General features: G+C 66.2%; 16 protein-coding genes and 1 tRNA gene. 12 read left to right on the top strand and 5 right to left on the bottom strand.

Features of this window, described 5'->3' with window-relative positions; translation table 11 throughout:
- Nucleotide 1 precedes the first annotated feature (1 nt).
- The 7 genes from ASPHE3_RS13405 (at nt 2) to ASPHE3_RS13375 (ending at nt 10,999) form a co-directional block, all read left to right on the top strand.
- Nucleotides 2-1,138 (top strand): GuaB3 family IMP dehydrogenase-related protein, encoded by a 1,137-nt coding sequence (locus ASPHE3_RS13405; protein WP_013601748.1) that lies wholly within the window; start codon nt 2-4, stop codon nt 1,136-1,138.
- Between the two features lie 106 nt (nt 1,139-1,244).
- Nucleotides 1,245-2,984: a glycerol-3-phosphate dehydrogenase/oxidase gene (locus ASPHE3_RS13400; protein ID WP_013601747.1), complete on the top strand. Its 1,740-nt coding sequence runs from the start codon at nt 1,245-1,247 to the stop codon at nt 2,982-2,984.
- A 39-nt stretch (nt 2,985-3,023) separates the two neighbouring features.
- Nucleotides 3,024-3,512: a PTS sugar transporter subunit IIA gene (locus ASPHE3_RS13395; protein WP_013601746.1), complete on the top strand. Its 489-nt coding sequence runs from the start codon at nt 3,024-3,026 to the stop codon at nt 3,510-3,512.
- 89 nt (nt 3,513-3,601) lie between these two features.
- Nucleotides 3,602-4,474 carry an SURF1 family protein gene (locus ASPHE3_RS13390; RefSeq protein ID WP_013601745.1) on the top strand — a complete coding sequence of 291 codons (873 nt, stop codon included), beginning with the start codon at nt 3,602-3,604 and terminating at the stop codon, nt 4,472-4,474.
- Nucleotides 4,471-4,974 (top strand): DUF3817 domain-containing protein, encoded by a 504-nt coding sequence (locus ASPHE3_RS13385; RefSeq protein WP_013601744.1) that lies wholly within the window; start codon nt 4,471-4,473, stop codon nt 4,972-4,974. Before ASPHE3_RS13390 ends, ASPHE3_RS13385 begins: the two co-directional genes overlap by 4 nt.
- 109 nt (nt 4,975-5,083) lie before the next feature.
- Nucleotides 5,084-6,673, top strand: coding sequence for a glutamine-hydrolyzing GMP synthase (gene guaA / locus ASPHE3_RS13380; protein ID WP_041652190.1), 1,590 nt, complete (start codon nt 5,084-5,086; stop codon nt 6,671-6,673).
- A gap of 129 nt (nt 6,674-6,802) precedes the next feature.
- Nucleotides 6,803-10,999: a DUF4011 domain-containing protein gene (locus ASPHE3_RS13375; RefSeq protein ID WP_013601742.1), complete on the top strand. Its 4,197-nt coding sequence runs from the start codon at nt 6,803-6,805 to the stop codon at nt 10,997-10,999.
- 105 nt (nt 11,000-11,104) lie between these two features.
- Here ASPHE3_RS13375 and ASPHE3_RS13370 read toward each other — a convergent pair whose 3' ends face one another.
- The 3 genes from ASPHE3_RS13370 to ASPHE3_RS13360 all read right to left on the bottom strand — a co-directional run bounded on the left by ASPHE3_RS13370 (nt 11,105) and on the right by ASPHE3_RS13360 (nt 12,989).
- On the bottom strand, nt 11,105-11,878 hold the full coding sequence (locus ASPHE3_RS13370) for an RcpC/CpaB family pilus assembly protein (protein ID WP_013601741.1): 774 nt from the start codon (nt 11,876-11,878) through the stop codon (nt 11,105-11,107).
- A gap of 98 nt (nt 11,879-11,976) precedes the next feature.
- Nucleotides 11,977-12,246, bottom strand: coding sequence for an FmdB family zinc ribbon protein (locus tag ASPHE3_RS13365; protein ID WP_013601740.1), 270 nt, complete (start codon nt 12,244-12,246; stop codon nt 11,977-11,979).
- 119 nt (nt 12,247-12,365) lie between these two features.
- Nucleotides 12,366-12,989 carry a 5-formyltetrahydrofolate cyclo-ligase gene (locus ASPHE3_RS13360; protein ID WP_013601739.1) on the bottom strand — a complete coding sequence of 208 codons (624 nt, stop codon included), beginning with the start codon at nt 12,987-12,989 and terminating at the stop codon, nt 12,366-12,368.
- A gap of 129 nt (nt 12,990-13,118) precedes the next feature.
- On the opposite strand from ASPHE3_RS13360, the gene galU reads away from it, so the two are divergent.
- The 5 genes from galU (at nt 13,119) to ASPHE3_RS22840 (ending at nt 16,181) form a co-directional block, all read left to right on the top strand.
- Nucleotides 13,119-14,024: a UTP--glucose-1-phosphate uridylyltransferase GalU gene (gene galU / locus ASPHE3_RS13355; protein WP_041652189.1), complete on the top strand. Its 906-nt coding sequence runs from the start codon at nt 13,119-13,121 to the stop codon at nt 14,022-14,024.
- Nucleotides 14,025-14,028: 4 nt separating this feature from the next.
- On the top strand, nt 14,029-14,649 hold the full coding sequence (locus tag ASPHE3_RS13350; protein WP_013601737.1) for a GNAT family N-acetyltransferase: 621 nt from the start codon (nt 14,029-14,031) through the stop codon (nt 14,647-14,649).
- An 81-nt stretch (nt 14,650-14,730) separates the two neighbouring features.
- On the top strand, nt 14,731-15,657 hold the full coding sequence (locus tag ASPHE3_RS13345) for a hypothetical protein (protein ID WP_013601736.1): 927 nt from the start codon (nt 14,731-14,733) through the stop codon (nt 15,655-15,657).
- A gap of 163 nt (nt 15,658-15,820) precedes the next feature.
- Nucleotides 15,821-15,893 (top strand) — tRNA-Ala (locus tag ASPHE3_RS13340).
- 153 nt (nt 15,894-16,046) lie between these two features.
- A complete protein-coding gene (locus ASPHE3_RS22840) occupies nt 16,047-16,181 on the top strand; it encodes a hypothetical protein (RefSeq protein ID WP_013601735.1) in 135 nt (44 codons plus the stop codon).
- A 69-nt stretch (nt 16,182-16,250) separates the two neighbouring features.
- Here ASPHE3_RS22840 and corA read toward each other — a convergent pair whose 3' ends face one another.
- On the bottom strand, nt 16,251-17,246 hold the full coding sequence (gene corA / locus ASPHE3_RS13335; RefSeq protein WP_013601734.1) for a magnesium/cobalt transporter CorA: 996 nt from the start codon (nt 17,244-17,246) through the stop codon (nt 16,251-16,253).
- 34 nt (nt 17,247-17,280) lie between these two features.
- Nucleotides 17,281-17,706: a DUF1761 domain-containing protein gene (locus tag ASPHE3_RS13330; protein ID WP_013601733.1), complete on the bottom strand. Its 426-nt coding sequence runs from the start codon at nt 17,704-17,706 to the stop codon at nt 17,281-17,283.
- Nucleotides 17,707-17,732 lie beyond the last annotated feature (26 nt).

Genomic DNA, 17,732 nt, shown 5'->3' with positions numbered 1-17,732 from the left:
AGTGACTTACGAGATCGAGATCGGCCGTGGCAAGCGTGGGCGTCGAGCCTACTCCCTGGATGACATAGCAATCGTCCCCAACCGTCGCACCCGCGACCCCAAGGACGTCTCCGTCTCCTGGCAGATTGACGCCTACCAGTTCAGCATGCCGGTGATCGCGGCCCCCATGGATTCCGCCATGTCCCCGCAGACGGCAATCGCCCTGGGCCGCCTCGGCGGACTGGGCGTGCTGGACCTTGAAGGCCTCTGGACCCGGTACGAGGATCCGCAGCCCGTCCTGGACGAGATCGGGGCGCTGCAGGACGAGACCAACAGCCCGGCCGTGACCGGACGGATGCAGGAGCTGTACCAGGCGCCCATCCAGCCCGAGCTCATCACGTCCCGGCTGGCAGAGATCCGGGAGGCCGGCGTAACGGTGGCGGGATCCCTGACCCCGCAGCGCACGCAGGAACACTACAAGACCGTCCTGGCCGCCGGCGTCGACATCTTCGTCATCCGCGGCACCACCGTATCCGCCGAGCATGTTTCGAAGGACCACGAGCCGCTGAACCTCAAGCAGTTCATTTACGAACTGGACGTCCCGGTGATCGTAGGCGGCGCAGCCGGGTACACTCCCGCGCTGCACCTCATGCGCACCGGAGCGGCCGGCGTGCTGGTGGGCTTCGGCGGCGGAGCCACCACCACCACCCGCCGCGCGCTGGGCATCCACTCGCCCATGGCCTCGGCGATCTCCGACGTCGCTGCCGCCCGCCGCGACTACATGGACGAATCCGGCGGCCGGTACGTCCATGTGATTGCCGACGGCGGAATGGGCACCTCGGGCGACATCGTCAAGGCCATCGCGATGGGCGCCGACGCCGTCATGCTCGGCAGCGCACTGGCCCGGGCAGAGGAAGCGCCAGGCAAGGGATGGCACTGGGGCCAGGAGGCGCACCACCTCGAACTGCCCCGCGGCGACCGCGCCAACGTGGGCACCGTGGGCCCGCTGGAAGAGGTCCTGTTCGGGCCGGGGCACCACACCAACGGCACCTCAAACCTCATTGGCGCGCTGCGCCGCTCCATGGCGACCACCGGCTACTCGGACCTGAAGGAATTCCAGCGGGTCGACGTCGTGGTTTCACCGTACTCCGGCAACTGATGCCGGGGGGTGCAGCGGCGGTATCCGCCGCTGCACTCCTGCCCAAGCGTGCCGCAAGCAAGTAGGGTGGTTTTACTACCGGCACTAGAGGCACTGGAGGCTTTCAATGAAGAGTGTTCCTGAAAACAGCGGGGCCCTTGGCCCGGAAGCCAGGGAAGCATCCATCCAGCGGCTGCGCGCCACGGCGGACCCCGGCCAGGAGCTTGACATCCTCATCGTCGGCGGCGGCATCGTGGGTGCCGGGGCAGCCCTTGACGCGGTCACCCGGGGACTGGACGTGGGCATCGTCGAGGCCAGCGACTGGGCGGCAGGCACCTCCTCACGGTCCTCCAAGCTCATCCACGGCGGCCTGCGCTACCTGGAGATGCTCGACTTCGCGCTGGTCAAGGAAGCCCTGCAGGAGCGCGGTTTGCTGCTCTCCGAGCTGGCACCCCACCTGGCCCGGCCGGTTCCCTTCCTGTACCCGCTGACCAAGCCCTTCATCGAACGCCCCTATGTTGGCGCAGGCATCGCCCTGTATGACGCCATGTCCGTTTCCAGCGGGCACAGCAGGGGAGTGCCGTTCCACAAGCACCTCACCCGCCGCGGTACCCTGCGGGCCGCCCCCAGCCTGAAGAACGACGCCTTCGTGGGCTCCATCCGCTACTACGACGGCCAGGTGGATGACGCCAAGTATGTGGCCAACCTGGTCCGGACTGCCGCCTACTACGGCGCCCACGCCGTCAACCAGATGAAGGTGGTGGATTTCCTCCGCGAGGGTGAGCGGGTGGTCGGCGCAAAGGTGGTCAACCACGAGGACGGGACTGAATTCAACATCCGCGCCAAGCAGGTCATCAACGCCACCGGCGTGTGGACGGACGAGACCCAGGCCATGGTCACCGAGCGCGGCCAGCTGAAGGTCCGTGCGTCCAAGGGCATCCACCTGGTGGTGCCGAGGGACCGCTTCCAGTCCACCGTGGGACTGATCCTGCGCACCGAGAAGTCGGTGCTGTTCGTGATTCCCTGGGGCCGGCACTGGATCATCGGCACAACGGACACCGACTGGCACCTGGACAAGGCGCACCCCGCGGCCTCCAGCAAGGACATCGACTACATCCTGGAACACGTCAACAAAGTCCTCAAGCGGCCGCTGACCCGCGAGGACGTGGAGGGTGTCTACGCCGGTTTGCGGCCACTGCTCGCCGGGGAAAATGACTCCACGGCCAAGCTGTCCCGCGAACATGTGGTGGCCCATCCTGTCCCCGGCCTGGTGGTGGTGGCCGGCGGGAAATGGACCACCTACCGGGTGATGGCCAAAGACGCGGTGGATGAGGCAACCCGCACCATGGATGAGCGCGTCCCGCCCAGCTGCACGGAGACCATCCCGCTGCTGGGCGCAAACGGGTACCGGGCTGCCTGGAACCGCCGCGCCCGGACTGCGGAGGAAGCCGGCGTGCACGTCGCCAGGGTGGAGCACCTCCTCAACCGGTATGGCTCCATGACCTCCGAGGTGCTTGCACTCATCCAGGAGAATCCGGAGCTGGCCGAGCCGCTGCCCGGCGCGGACGACTACCTCCAGGCCGAGGCCGTCTACGCCGCCACGCATGAAGGCGCCCGGCATGTCCATGACGTCCTGACCCGCAGGACACGCATTTCCATCGAGGCCTGGGACCGCGGCGTGTCCGCCGTCCCGGTTGTCGCTAAACTAATGGGTGACGTTCTTGGCTGGAGTGACGCCCAGCGTGAAAACGAGGTCCGGCACTACATTGCCAGGGTGGAGGCGGAACGCCTCAGCCAACAACAGCCGGACGACGAATCCGCAGACGCCGCCCGCCTGGGTGTGGAGGACATCGTGCCCTTGCGCTGAGGGTTCACGGCACAGCACTGCTGACTGAAGGGACACGCCTTGGCGGAACCACTTGACCGGTACGATGCCGAGCTCACCACACCCGAAATGGTGATCCTGGAGCTGGAGGCAACGGACAAGGCCGACGCCGCCACGCAACTGGCCAAACGGATGTACGCCGCCGGGCGCATCTCTGACCTGGACGGGTTCCTCAAGCATGTGAATGCCCGGGAGCACCAGCTGGCCACGGGACTCCCCGGCGGTATCGGCCTGCCCCACGCGCGCAGCGAGTTCGTCTCCCAGACCTCCATCGCCGTAGGTATCGCCAAATACGGGCATGCCCTGGATTTCGGCGCCACCGACGGCCCCGCCACCGTGATCCTGCTGATCGCCACCCCGGCCAGTTCCTTCTCCGACCACCTTGAGGTCCTGGCCACCCTGGCCCGGTCCCTGTCCAAGGAGTCCTTCAGGGAGTCACTGCGCCGGGCCTATGATCCGGAGGTCATCGCGGAACTCATCAACTCCAGCCTGGTGTTCTTCGATCACTGAGCCCGCAGGAGCCGGGGCCAGGGCACAGATGCAGTCCCTGCCATCCTGGCGTTTAGTTGTTCTACAGCGGCACGAAGTACGGTTAAGACGTGTGGAAAACAGCCCTTAAGCCCCGATGGATCGCCGGGTTTATCTTCGCGATCGCCATTTCCGGGGTCTTCGTGCTGTTGAGCCAGTGGCAGTTCGGGCGGTCAACGCAGCCGGAAGTGCCGGACAACCCTGCCACCGAGCAGATCCAGCCGTTGGTTGACACCCTCCAGCCGGGCGAGTTCTTCCATGGGACCGACGCGGACCAAATGGTTTCCGCGCAGGGATACTACGACCCCGCCAAGCAGGTGATGGTTCCCGGCCGCCTGCACGACGGCAAGCCAGGCTACTGGGTCGTCACCGCCTTCGCCGTCAACGGAGCGCCGGCCCTCACCGGGGCCGCCGCCTCACCGCAGACCTGGATCCCGGTGGCCCGCGGCTGGGTGGAGGACCGCGCAGATGCTCCCGTGCCGCCGTCGGGCGACCTTGAACTGACGGGGCGGCTGCTGCCGTCCGAGGCACCCGTGCCCGGGACGGCCCCGGAACCCGGAGAGGCAACCGCCGTCTCCGTCGCTGAACTCATCAACTACTGGGAAGTCAGCAGCTACCCCGGTTTCGTGGCCGCCACCGCGGAAGTGGCCAACGGGGTGGACGTCAGCCCGGCAGCGGTGCGGGGAGAACTCCTTCCCCTTAACATCGGCCCCCAGCCGCCGGCCCAGCAGATCAACTGGCTCAACCTCTTCTATTCCCTTGAATGGGTGGTCTTTGCCGGGTTCGCGCTCTTCATCTGGTGGCGGCTCGTCAAGGACGACTACCACCGCGACCTCGAGGACGCCCTCGAGGAAGACGATGAAGGCAGCCCGCACGGGGAACGCGACCAAATCCCGGTGCACCACCAGCATCCTGAACCGAACCAGCAAAAGGTACAGCCATGATTGACCCTAAACCGGCCACCCCCGCCCAGCCAGCCGGCAAGACCGCCGGAAAAAAGCGCCGCTTCGGCGGAACCGAAGCCCAAATACGCTCAGCACTGAAGTTCTACAAGGTACTGGCCTACCTGACCGGCGCCATGCTGCTGCTGCTGTGCGCCGAGCTGGTGGCCCGGTACGGATTCGGGCATTACCTCTTCGCTGGCGGCACCAACGCCGTCACCGGCCAGCCCTTCGGTTTCGGCTTCGCTGATGCCGAGCCGCCGGGCGTGCTGGGCGGAGTCAACCTGTCCGTGACTGTCCTGATCGTGCACGGCTGGATGTATGTGGTGTACCTGATTTCCAACTTCCGGCTCTGGTCCCTCATGCGCTGGCCGTTCCTGAAGCTGATCCTCCTCGCACTGGGCGGCGTGGTTCCGTTCCTGTCCTTCATCGTGGAGAAGAAGTTCCACGCCGAGGTGGAGGCCGAACTTGCGGCCAACCCCCAGGCACCGCAGCGGTACTGACGCTTTGGCCGGGGCCGGCGGTTGCCTTCCCGGCCGGACAGGAGTCTGCTCCGTCACAGCCCGGCTGCTCAAGGTGCGCCGGCGCAACGGCGCCCAGTAGGCTAGTACGGTGACTACTCCCACTGCATCCCAGACTTCCCAGAAGCCGGTGCTGGTTGTTGACTACGGTGCCCAGTACGCGCAGCTGATTGCCCGCCGCGTCCGGGAAGCAAATGTGTATTCGGAAGTGGTTCCGCATACTTACACCACCGAGCAGCTCCTGGCCAAGAATCCTGCCGCCATCATCCTTTCCGGGGGCCCCTCGAGCGTCTATGCCGACGGCGCCCCCAGCGTGGGTGCCGACCTCTTCGAGGCCGGTGTTCCCGTCTTCGGCATCTGCTACGGCTTCCAGGCCATGGCCAACGCCTTGGGCGGCAAGGTGGACAAGACCGGGCTGCGGGAGTACGGCTCCACCCAGACCACCATTATTGGCGAGGGCCGCTCGGTCCTGGAGGGCATGCCCCAGCACCAGAACACGTGGATGAGCCACGGCGACTCCGTGCACGAGGCGCCGGACGGCTTCGAAGTGCTGGCGACGACGGCGGGTGCTGAAGTAGCTGCCTTCGCCAACGAGGAAAAGGGCCTTTTTGGTGTGCAGTGGCACCCCGAGGTCAAGCACTCCGCCTATGGGCAGCAGGTGCTGGAGAACTTCCTCTTCAAGGGTGCCCGGATCGAACCGAACTGGACCACCGGCAACATCCTTGAAGAGCAGGTGGAGCGGATCCGGAAGCAGATCGGCGATGCCCGGGTTATCTGCGGGCTTTCCGGTGGCGTGGACTCCGCCGTCGCAGCTGCGCTGGTGCAGCGTGCCGTGGGTGACCAGCTGACGTGTGTGTTCGTGGACCACGGCCTGTTGCGTGAAGGCGAAGCCGAGCAGGTGGAGCGCGACTTCGTTGCCGCCACTGGTGTGAAGCTGTACGTCGCGAACGAGCAGGAGCGCTTCCTGTCCGCCCTTGCCGGCGTCAGCGATCCTGAAACCAAGCGCAAAATCATCGGCCGCGAGTTCATCCGCGCCTTCGAGGAAGCCGAACTGGCCATCATCGCCGAGGCCGCCGCACACGGCGAGAAGATCAAGTTCCTGGTTCAGGGCACCCTGTACCCGGACGTCGTCGAGTCAGGCGGCGGTGAAGGCGCAGCGAACATCAAGAGCCACCACAATGTGGGCGGCCTGCCCGAGGACCTGCAGTTCGAACTCGTCGAGCCGCTGCGCGCCCTCTTCAAGGACGAGGTCCGTGCCGTCGGTGCCCAGCTTGGTCTCCCGCAGGAGATTGTGGGCCGCCAGCCGTTCCCCGGCCCCGGCCTGGGCATCCGGATCGTCGGCGAGGTCACCAAGGAGCGGCTGGACCTGCTGCGGAAGGCGGACGCCATCGCGCGCGCCGAACTGACCGCCGCCGGCCTGGACAACGAGGTCTGGCAGATGCCGGTAGTCCTGTTGGCAGACGTCCGCAGCGTCGGCGTCATGGGTGACGGCCGTACTTACGGCCACCCCATCGTGCTCCGCCCGGTCTCCTCCGAGGACGCGATGACGGCTGACTGGTCGCGGCTTCCCTACGACCTGCTGGCCCGGATCTCGAACCGCATCACCAACGAGGTGGAAGGCGTCAACCGGGTGGTGCTGGACGTCACCAGCAAGCCGCCGGGAACCATCGAGTGGGAATAGCATCCTGAGTGGCCGGCCTCCGTTGCGGGGGCCGGCCACTGCTGTTCCCGGGCGAAATCCTCCGCAAATTAGGGCACCGCAGTGTTGCGGTCTCTCAAGTCGGGCGCCGGAGCGGCTACGCTCGAATCTATGCCGGTATGGTCCAGGTCGTCACGTGCAAGCGCAGAAAAGAAGGCAGTAGTGTCAGTTGGTCAAGGCCACCCGGAGGGCTCCGAGGAGCTCCGCAAATGGCTGTCCGGGCTCAAACCCGTCACCGGGGCGGACACGATGCTGCGCTTCACCAAGACCCCCGAAGGTTCCATCGACCTGACCCACGCCCACCCGTCCGGCCTGGCCCAGCTGATGGCCGGGCGGAAGACCCGGCTCTCCACCCTGATCCGGGACCGCCAGCAGTACGTGGTGGCGGCCAGGGCCTCCCGGAACATCCGGTCCAAGATCTTTGAACTCGCCAATGACCGCGGCATCGACGCCGGCTACCTCTCAGCCGGCACCGTGGTGTGGACGTCCGCCGTCGGGGGCAAGCCCCAGCGCATCTCGGCACCGGTCATGCTCACCGCGATCTCCCTGACCGTTCGGCCGGGGGAGGACGACTACGAACTCCAGCTGACAGAGCAGGCTCACATCAACCCTGCCCTGGTGCGGCACCTGAAAAACATCCACGGCATCGTCTTTGACGTCAACGCCGTCACCCGGCTTGCCTACAGCACGGCCCGTTTCGACCCGCAGCCCGTCCTGGACCGGCTGGGGACGCTGATCCGGCCCATCCATGGCGCGGAAGCCCAGCACAACCTGCTGGTGTCCACTTTCGCGGACCTTTCCGGAAACCTGGATGACCCGTGGATCAACGATTCAAACCCGCTCATCTCCGCCCTGGCCACGGCAGCGGGCGGCGAGGTGGTGGATGTCGAGCAGCCTGATCCGGCCCGCTTCCCGTCCCTGGACAGCCGGCACCCCAAGGACGAACTGCTTCTCCTGGACGCGGACACAGACCAGCAGTACGTCATTGACGCTGCCCGGGCCGGCGATTCCCTGGTGGTCAGCAGCCCTCCCGGCACCGGCCAGACCCAGACCGCCATCAATACCATCGGTGCCCTTGTGGACGCCGGTAAGACCGTCCTGGTGGTGGGCGACCGCCGGGCGAGCCTGAACGAAGTATCAGGCCAACTGGAGGGCCTGGGCCTGGAGTCCATCCTGTTCCAGCTCTCCGGTAACGTCACCGCGCAGCAGCTGAAGGCCCAGCTGGTCCGCGCCATTGTCCGCAACGAAAAATCGCTTGAACCCCAGCTGGGGAACCTCCACAGCACCCTCACCGAGCACCGCCACGCCCTGATGGACCATGTGGCGTCCCTCCACAACGTCCGCCAGCGCTGGGGATGCTCCCCGTACCAGGCAATGCAGTCGTTGGCGGAGCTGACTTCCATCCACCCTGCCCCGTCCACCACCGTGCGCTTGAAGCGGAGCGTCCTGGACAGTATCCGGGACCGCGACGAGCTCGCGGGCAGGCTGCGCCGGGCGGCGGAACTGGGCAGTTTCAGCAAGGCGTCCACCACCAGCCCCTGGCACGGCGCCCGGCTGCTCACACGCAAGGAAACCGAGGAAGCCCAGGAGCTGGTCCGCTCCGTGGAGAAGAGCCTGCCCCTGCTCCGCGACCGCATGAAGGCAGTGGCGGAGCATGCGGAAATCCGGCTCGGCGCGTCCTTTGCCGAGTGGGGCGAACAGCTTGAGCTTCTGGTGGCAGTGCGCGGAAGCCTGGACAAATTCACCCCGGACATCTTCGACCGGCCGGTCACGGACCTCATCTCGGCCACTGCGCCCTCTGCGTGGCGCAAGGAACGCGGCATCGAGATGACCTCCATGCAGCGCTCCCGGCTGCGCAGGGTCGCCAAGGAATACGTCCGGCCCGGTGTCCATATCGCGGATCTTCACACGTCCCTGCTGCTGGTCCAGGAGCAGCGCGCCCTCTGGGCGGGCTATGCCACCACGCAGCGGCACCCGGCCGTCCCGTCGGGCCTGGCCGAGATGAACGCGATGTACCGGTCGCTGGACGGCGACCTGGCCAGGCTGGGCGAGGCCCTGAGGCATACGGAAGCCGGCGGGTCCCTCTCCACAGCCCGGTATGAAGAGCTGATGGAGCGCCTGGAGCGGCTGGTCGCGGACACGGACACGCTCAAGACCCTGCCCGAGCGCACCCTCCTGGTGGAGAACATGCGCGAACACGGGCTCGGGGAGCTCCTGGCCGACCTCGCGGAGCGCGAAGTTCCGGCCGCCTCCGTGGCCGCCGAACTTGAGCTGGCCTGGTGGCAGTCCGCACTCGAGGCGATGATCAGCGGCGATGACTACCTCGCCATGTCGGACGGCGACGCGCTGCGGAAGCTGGAAGCCGAGTACCGGCTTGCCGACAACGCCCATATCGCCAGCGGCGCCGCCCGGCTTCGCTGGGACCTGGCGGAGCGGTGGCGCAGCGCCATCGCCGCCCATCCCCGACAGGCCGACCTGCTGCGCAGCCTGCTCAAGGATGGCAGGGTGTCCCTGCCGTCGCTCACCGCGCAGGCACCCGAACTGATCGGCACCCTCGTTCCGGTCTGGTCCGTGAGCCCCTACCTCATGACCGGTCTGCTGCCGGCGGAACAGCACTTTGATGCGGTGGTCATCCTGGACGCGGAAGCAACGTCCCTGCAGGCCGTCCTGCCGTCGATCGCCCGTGCCGGCCAGGTCATCGCTTTCGGTGATGCAAGGATTGCCAGCCCGCGTACCTTTACCGTGGGCGTGGAACGGCTCGCCCCGGGGGAATCGGCGCACCAGCGGGTGGAGAGTGCCTTCAACGCCCTGTCGCAGGTCCTGCCCGTGTGGCGGCTCAACTTCGTCTACCGTGCCGTGGATGAGGACCTTGTCCTGCAGTTGAGCAAGAACTTTTACGACGGCGGGCTCCGCCGGCTCCCGGAGGGGCAGTCCGCTACGGGCCTGGACCGGGCGCTGCTGGTGGAATACCTTCCGGACGGTACCGGGCTGCCCAGCGCCGATCATGAAGGCGTGGAGTCCGTGGTGGCGGAAGTCAACCGCGTGGTCCAGCTCGTCTTCGACCATGCACGCCTGCGCCCCCGCACGTCCCTGGCTGTGGTGACCGCGAGCCTTCGCCACGCGGCCCGGATCGGGGAGTCCATCCGGCTGCAGCTGCCCAACTACCCTGGGCTTGCGGGCTTCTTCGGTGCTGGCCCCGAGTCCTTCCGCGTTGTTGATCTTGAACGGGCCCAGGGGCTGGTGCGCGACCATGTCATCTTCTCGCCGGGCTTTGGCCGCACGCCGCACGGACGCGCCCTGCACAACTTCGGGCCCCTCTCTGCCGAGGGTGGCCGGGAGAAGTTCGCCCTGGCCATGACCCGTGCCCGCAGGTCCATGCACGTTCTTACGTGCTTCCGGCCCGAGGACCTTGACCAGACCAGGCTGACGCACGGCGCCGTGGACCTGTACACGCTCCTTGACCGTGAAATCGCAGGAAACACGGACCTCGGAACTCCGGCTTCGAGGGCCGCAGCCAGCGAGCAGGCACTGGGCGCCGATCCCTTGGTGGCTGACCTCGGGGACCGGCTGCGCGCCCGGGGTGCGCGGGTGTGGCACCAGTATGACGGCGCCATCGATGTGGTGGCCGCCGCTGATCCGCTCAGCACCATGGGCCAGGAGGACACCGACCTCCCGTGGCCCGTAGCCATTGAATCGGACGGCACCGAGCAGTACCGCACCATGAGTGTCCGGGAGCGGAGCAGGCTCCGCCCGCAGCTGCTGGAACGCCTGGGCTGGCGCTACATGCCGCTGTGGACCATCGAGGTGTTTACCGACCCCTCAGCCTGCGCCGACCGGATTGCCGGCTACCTGGGCCTTGAAAAAATGGCCCTCACAGGGCGGACTTCAACCTCCGTTGCCTTCCTGGACGACGATGTTGACCAGGCGCTCAACGGCATCGACGCCGCGAGCCGGGCATCGATGGAGCGGACGTCAGCGGCTCCGCGCGAAGGGCGCCGCGCGGCACCCAGGGACGAACCAGCACCGGCCGGACGTACGGACAGCAAGGAGGCGGGCGTGATGACCGCGGAGCACGACAACAACAACCCTTCGGACACCGGGTCCTCCGGTGAATCCACCCCGGAGACGGCCCTGGGGGATAAAGAAGCGCTGACTGACAAGCCGGCCGTGGGGGACAAGGGCGTACTGCGTGATGGGGCAGCCCTGCCCAACAAAGCGGCTGAAGACGAACCCCGGGCCTGGGGGGAGCGCGAGGACGATGACCACGACGCCTGGCTGAAGGAGCAGAAGCCCCCGCACTGGGGCTAAGCCCGGTCGTCTCCGGGGCGGCGTCCTGCTCCTCAGGTCCCGGCGGCGGGGCATTGAGCGGCTGGGGCATGGAGCGGCGCTGGGGCGTGCGCGGACGGGGCACACCTAAGGTCCCACCAGGACGAAGAACAGCTTGCCTTGGGTGGACGCGCCCGCTAGCCGCGCGGCCTGATCCCCGTTCGCAGCCACGACTATGAGTCCTTCCGTCTCCGATGTCCCCAGCCACTGCCCGCTTTGCCCGCCCTGGGTGGAGGTCCACAGGACCGGTACGCCTTCGGCCAGGACTTCCGGCGGCTCCTGCTGGTCGAAGCCGTTCCCGGCCGTGAGAACCACGTTGACCAGCTGCCCCGGCGAGACGAGCTGGATGGAGGACGGATCTGCCATCCGAAGGGGAACGGCGGCCGACCCCGGGGGAGTTCCGGCCAGGAGACCTGGCCCGAGGAGCTGGGCATCGGTCAGCAGCTGCCCTTTGCGCAGGGGCGCAGCGAGTTGTTTCCCTGCGGCGTCGCCTGCATTCTGGAGGAATCCGTCGGCCATCATGCCGGGCGGTACACGGACAGCGGATACGTCAGCCGGAGAGATTGCAGCGCCTGCGGACAAATCCCGGGCAGCGGCGAGGGCGGTCACGGTGGAAACAGGTGCCGGGGTGAGTTGGTGGACCGTGATGGCCGCTGCGGCACAGAGCAGCAAGGCGACCGCAAGCCGTCGGTTGCGGTTGAGCCAGCCTGCGAACCGGGCGCGGGGGCGCTTGCTTGAGCCTCGGCCGGTTCCGCGGTTGGTGCCGCCAGGGGTTCTTCCCCGCCTCGGGGGCGCCGGGAACAACACGTGCTGGTCTGGAGCGTTTTTCGAGGTCCGGCCGAGGCGGCGGTTTACAGGCATGTGCCCACGCTAGGGCAGCCGCCTCAGCGGGGGCAGCACGGCGCCCTTCTATGTGGATAACGTCCGCAGTAACAGCCTGGGGCTGGGGAGATGCCGGATCAGCTGGCGGCGGGAGCCGAAGCAGCTGGTGCAGGGGCAGGCGCTGCGGCAGCAGGTGCCGCGGGGGCGGCCGAGACCGTGCTGCCCTTCGAATCCCGGGAGTCCGTGCGGTAGAAGCCGGAGCCCTTGAAAACCACGCCCACGCTGTTGAACTTCTTGCGCAGGGCACCCTGGCATTCCGGGCAGGACGTCAGGGAGCTGTCCGAAAACGACTGGACGATGTCGAAGGCATGGCCGCAATCCTTGCAGGCGTAAGCATATGTAGGCACTGGTGCTCCTCCTCTTGGGCAAACGAGAGGTCCCGGACTGCCGGGTGTTATCCCTTAGCAGTCACAGGGCCTGAGTGCTAATTCTAGCATCCTCCTGCACGCGGGGTGCCCGCCCCGGGTCAGGCGCCGACCGCCAGCTTCCGGAACCCCGAGGGGAGGACCACGCCCGGAACGGGGCGGTCAAACTCCTCGACCGGAATGCTGCCGGCGGGCAGCAGTTCTTCGTCGTAGATAACGGCGGCCAGGGGGATATTCTTCCCGGCGGAGGCGAGGTGGCCCAGGAACTTGTCGTAGTACCCGCCGCCCTGGCCCACCCGGCTGCCCGCAAGGTCAACTGCAGTGGCAGGGATGAAGAGGGCGCCCGCCTGCCCGGCCACCTCGATTTCCTGGCGTGTTCCCACCGGCTCCAAAATGGGCGCGAACCTGCTGGTCACGAGGTCCGTCCCGGGAGCCCAGAAGACCCATTTCAGTTCCCGTCCCGGCTCGCAGACGGGAAGCAGGGCCCTGCGCCCGCCGTCGTACAGCGCCCTGATGAGCGGCAGCGTGGGCGGCTCAGCGCCGACACCCAGGTAGACGCATACTGTTGCGGCACTTCCGTCCATGACGGAGTCCGCCCATGCCAACCCGTGGCTGGCCAGTGCTGCGCCCGCCTCCTCCCGTTCCTTCGCCGACAGCGAGGCCCGGCGGTGGCGGTGGGCAGCGCGGATGCGGTCCTTCACTGCCTTCGTTTCCTCGAACGTCATATCTTCCCTTCGTCGTCAGCCGCCTGCGTGGGCGGCCCGCCGTCGTCTGCTCTTCCCAGGGCGGCAGGCGAGGCCGTCCGGTCATTCCGATGATTACGGAATGCTTGACGCTGACGTTAGATTAGTCCGGTGAGTACCAGTAACCCGAGAGTTCGCAAAGCCGTCATTCCAGCAGCCGGACTCGGCACCAGGTTCCTGCCTGCAACCAAGGCGATGCCCAAGGAAATGCTTCCCGTCGTGGACAAGCCTGCCATCCAGTACGTGGTTGAGGAAGCGGTAAACGTCGGCCTTAATGATGTCCTGATGATCACCGGGCGGAACAAGCGGGCGCTGGAAGACCACTTCGACCGCGTGCCCTCCCTTGAATCCACCCTTCAGGGCAAAGGCGACACGGAGAAACTCGCATCCATCCAGGCGGCCAGCAACCTGGGAGACATCCACTACGTCCGGCAGGGAGACCCGCACGGACTGGGCCACGCCGTGCTGCGGGCAAAGCAGCACGTCGGCGATGAAGCCTTTGCCGTGCTGCTGGGGGATGACCTCATCGACGCGCGAGATGAGCTCCTCAGCACCATGATTGAGGTGCAGGCCAAGACGGGCGGCTCGGTGATTGCGCTGATTGAAGTGGAACCTTCCCAGATCAGCGCCTACGGCTGCGCGGACATTGAGCAGGTCGACGGCGAATCGTACGTTCGCGTCAAGAGGCTGGTGGAGAAGCCGAATGTTGAGGAAGCCCCCTCCAACCTGGCCGTCATTGGCAGGTACGTCCTCCACCCCGCCGTGTTTGATGTCCTGGAGCGCACCGGTCCCGGGCGGGGCGGGGAAATCCAGCTGACCGATGCCCTGCAGGAACTGGCCTCCGCAGACGGCGAGGGAAGCGGGGTCTACGGCGTTGTTTTCCGTGGCCGCCGGTACGACACCGGAGACAAGCTCAGCTACCTTAAGGCCTGCGTCCAGCTGGCAATCGACAGCGAGGACCTTGGGCCCGGCCTGCGGGAATGGCTGCCCGGCTTCACAGCCGGCCTGTCCAAGTAGCGCAATGCGCCCTGGTCCCATCTGGCCCGTGACACTGGAGTGCGGGAATCTGGTCCTGCGGCCCATCCGGTACCGGGACAAAAAGGAATGGACGGAAGTCCGGTCCCGAAACAGCCAATGGCTGGCGCCGTGGGAGGCGTCCAACCCGGACCCTGCCGGCGGCCTGCCGGACTACCGGCAGATGGTCCGGTCCCTGAAAGCCCAGGCGGCCCAGGCAACGGCGTTGCCTTTTGTCATAACCGAACGGCTTCCCGGGGGCGGTAACCCTGCCATTGTGGGGCAGTTAACTGTGTCGTCGATCGTCTGGGGATCGGCAATGATGGCAACCCTGGGGTATTGGGTGGACCAGGCCCGCGCGGGGCACGGCATTGCACCCACTGCCGTGGCCATGGTGACCGACCATTGCTTCGGGGCCCTCGGCCTGCACCGGATGGAAATCAACATCAGGCCCGAGAATGGACCGAGCCTCCGTGTGGTGGAGAAGCTGGGATTCCGGGACGAGGGCTACCGGCCGCGCTACCTGCACATCAACGGTGCCTGGGCCGACCATCGCTCGTTCGCGTTGACGTCCGAAGAGGTCCCGGAAGGCCTGCTCAAGCCCTGGCTCGCTTCGCGGCCGTCATAAATCCACTGATTTGCCGGCTGTGCCACGACACACCGCAGCCAATGCTGCCGCAGCGGACAGGATGCTCATACGGTTTTGAGTGTGGACTTCCCCCTTAGCAGCTCAGTGATCCTTGTGGTTGCCGTTGTGCTCTGGATTGTATGGGTTGCCCCTTACGTCCTCAGGAACGGCAGGCACCAGTTCCAGCCCGCCGGTGACTTCCTGTCGGACGTCGCAGCAGATGAAACACCTGAACCGCCAGCCGGTTTGGTATTGAACGTCGCCGCCCAGCAGGAGAAAGCCATGGACACCAGGAAGAGTGCCGGACCTTCGACCGCCGCTGCCGGTTCCCCGGCTGCAGGTGCATTCCGCATCCGATACGGCCGGACCGCCATCGCACTGGTTGGGTTGGTTTCCCTGGTAACGGCCTTCGTTTCCGCGGTACTGCTGCTCTTCGGGCTGGGTGCTCCGTTCCTGCCGCTGGTATCTTTGGCGGTTACCTTTGGATCCGTAGTCCTCCTTCGCTGGTTGGCCGTGCGGGACCGGCGGGCCAAAGTGAACGCAGCCTTTCGCTCAGCCATGACTGCGCCGGCCCGTAAGCCGGACTATTCGGCCAGCATCCCGCCGAAACCTGAAGCGGCTCCGGCCAAGCGCGAGAGCCCCCTTTTCGATGCAGAAGCACACGAACAGAAGATTAAGCCGCTGACAGCTATGGAACTGCGCGAGGCGGCCCTGGCGGTCGCTGTTGCCGCCGGTGATCCAAGTGCCGCGGCCGCCAGCGCGTCGGCTTCCGCCACCTGGGAACCCGTGGAGGTTCCCAAGCCCGTTTATGTTGAAGCTGCGAAGGCCGAACGTCCGGCACCGGAGCCGCTGGAGCTGCCCGAGGCGCCGAAGGCTGTAGGCAAGCCGTCCCTCAAGCAGGGTGTTGCCGCTGCTCCTCCGGCTGCACCTGCCGAAGGTGTTCAGCTTTCCAAGGCGCAGAGCGCCCTCAGCAATCTCGACGACGTCCTGCAGCGCCGCCGCGCCTGACAGCTTTGGTGCCGCTCCTGGCTGTCCGCGCGGACATGTTGCACCTCTCGATGACCCGGGCTTCCGGGGGAGCGGGCCGCGTCCATCCCCGCGGTTTGGATTCCACCCGGAAAATTTGTAGCCTAGGGTCACCGGTGCCGCACTCGCCAGGGCGGATGGTTCCGGGGCTATAGCTCAGTTGGTAGAGCGCTTCGTTCGCATCGAAGAGGTCAGGGGTTCGAATCCCCTTAGCTCCACACAATGAAGCGTACTGACCTGCCGCCCCGGCAGCGGGCAGCAGTGGGTGAGGACGGCCCAGACGCCTGGTTACCGTTACGCACCAGTGACCACCCGCATTCCATCTCCACCACCGTCAGCCACGTCCATCGACCCACCGTCCGGGCAGTCCAGTGGGGCGCCAGCAGGAGTCCGTCACGGTTACTGACATCGAGCGGAAGGAAGACGTCCTGGTGGAAATCTTCGGACTGACTGGCGACATGGCTGTCGGACTCCGCGCCGGGCCCACAGTTCCGGCGGCGAAGTAGGCCGATGGCGCAGTGGCCGGGCCGCCGGCTGAACTTCCTGCCTGACTCCTCCGGTCCTGGTGCGATGCCCTATAGCCAGTCCTTTTTCTTGAAGATTCCGTACATCAGGCATGCCATTGCGAGCATGAGGCCAAGGGACATGGGATAGCCCAGTTCCCACTGGAGTTCGGGCATGTGTTCGAAGTTCATCCCGTAAACCCCTGCGACGAATGACGGAGCGAAGAAGATTGCCGCCCAGGAGGAGATTTTCTTGACCTGTTCGTTTTGCTCTGCGCTGGCCTCGTTCTGGCGGTTGGCCGTCAGGGTGCCGTCCAGTGTCAGGGCGTTCTGGAGCAGGTCGCGGAAGGAGTCGGCACGGGAAATAACACGTTCCACGTGGTCCTCCACGTCGCGCAGGTTGTGGCGCAGGTCGGTTTCCACGCCGTACTTTTCGAATCCCCGCTTCAGCTGGTGCATCATGTCCGGAAGCGGATGGATGGCGCGCTGGAACTGGATCACTTCCCGGGCAAGCTCGTAAATCCGGCGGGACACCGTGGTGTCTCCGCTGAAGAGCTGGTCCTCGATCTCGTCAATGTCGTTCTCAAGGCCCGCCACCACGGGGGCGTAGTCATCCACCACCCGGTCCAGCAGGGCGTAGAGAACTGCTTCCGGCCCGTGGCGCAGGAGATCGGGCCGGGCTTCCATCCTCCGGCGTACGCGGGCAACCCCGGCCATCTCGGCATGGCGTACCGTGACCACGTAGTTCTTCCCCGTAAAGATGTGCAGTTCGCCGAACTCCACGCTCTCTGTCTCGTCCAGGTACCTGGCAGGCCGGAGGACTGTGAAGAGGCTGTCCTCGTAGCGTTCCAGCTTGGGCCGCTGGTGGGCGGAGATCGCGTCCTCCACGGCCAGCGAATGCAGCCCGAACTCGCTGGCCACTGCGGCCATCTCCTCAGCTGTGGGACGGTACAGGCCGATCCACGCCATTCCGCCGTGCTGCGCCAGGGTTTCGAACGTCTGCTCCAGGCTTTCCGGCTCGATATGGCGTACGCCGTTCACGTAGACGGCATTGTCGATGATTGTCACGCCGGGCAACCTTCCGTGACAAGGGCTGCCGGCATCAGGACATCCCGCCGATGATTGCGCCTGCCACGGTCATGGCCACCAGGTCATGGCCCGAGTCGATCAGCGTAACGGCGGCGGGGCGTCCGGCAAAACCGTTGTGGATGACGTGGCCACCGGCCCGGAAGACCAGCCCCACAACGAAGGCAAACACGGCACCTGCCAGCGCGCTGCCCAACCCAAGCCTGCCGATCAGGACGGCCAGCAGGATGGCCGTCAGTGCCGCCGCCATCATCATGGGAAGCCATATGCCGGCTCCGCCGCTGATGTCCTTGAGGTCGTCCTCCGTCTTCCCGATAGCGGCCATCCACCGGTTGCCCAGCACCGCCGGCATGTACCAGACAAATCCGATGGCCATGCTTGCCACGAAGGCCAGCAGTACGGCGAGCCAGTTGATCTGTGAAACGTAAGAGAGCCAGTCCATTCTGGAAATCCTAGTCGCCTGCCGCC

It is taken from the genome of Pseudarthrobacter phenanthrenivorans Sphe3 (genome assembly GCF_000189535.1).
Classification (GTDB): domain Bacteria; phylum Actinomycetota; class Actinomycetes; order Actinomycetales; family Micrococcaceae; genus Arthrobacter; species Arthrobacter phenanthrenivorans.
The sequence above is the reverse complement of the archived record's forward strand: the minus strand, read 5'-3'. Positions and strand labels throughout refer to the sequence as shown.

Bases quoted from the DNA above. Each gene is read 5' to 3' on its own strand.
- ASPHE3_RS13400 (WP_013601747.1), top strand. From the start codon at position 1,245: ATGAAGAGTGTTCCTGAAAACAGCGGGGCCCTTGGCCCGGAAGCCAGG.
- ASPHE3_RS13360 (WP_013601739.1), bottom strand. From the start codon at position 12,989: ATGACGTTCGAGGAAACGAAGGCAGTGAAGGACCGCATCCGCGCTGCC.
- ASPHE3_RS13370 (WP_013601741.1), bottom strand. From the start codon at position 11,878: ATGCCTGTAAACCGCCGCCTCGGCCGGACCTCGAAAAACGCTCCAGAC.
- ASPHE3_RS13330 (WP_013601733.1), bottom strand. From the start codon at position 17,706: ATGGACTGGCTCTCTTACGTTTCACAGATCAACTGGCTCGCCGTACTG.
- ASPHE3_RS13375 (WP_013601742.1), top strand. From the start codon at position 6,803: ATGCCGGTATGGTCCAGGTCGTCACGTGCAAGCGCAGAAAAGAAGGCA.
- ASPHE3_RS13350 (WP_013601737.1), top strand. From the start codon at position 14,029: ATGCGCCCTGGTCCCATCTGGCCCGTGACACTGGAGTGCGGGAATCTG.
- ASPHE3_RS13385 (WP_013601744.1), top strand. From the start codon at position 4,471: ATGATTGACCCTAAACCGGCCACCCCCGCCCAGCCAGCCGGCAAGACC.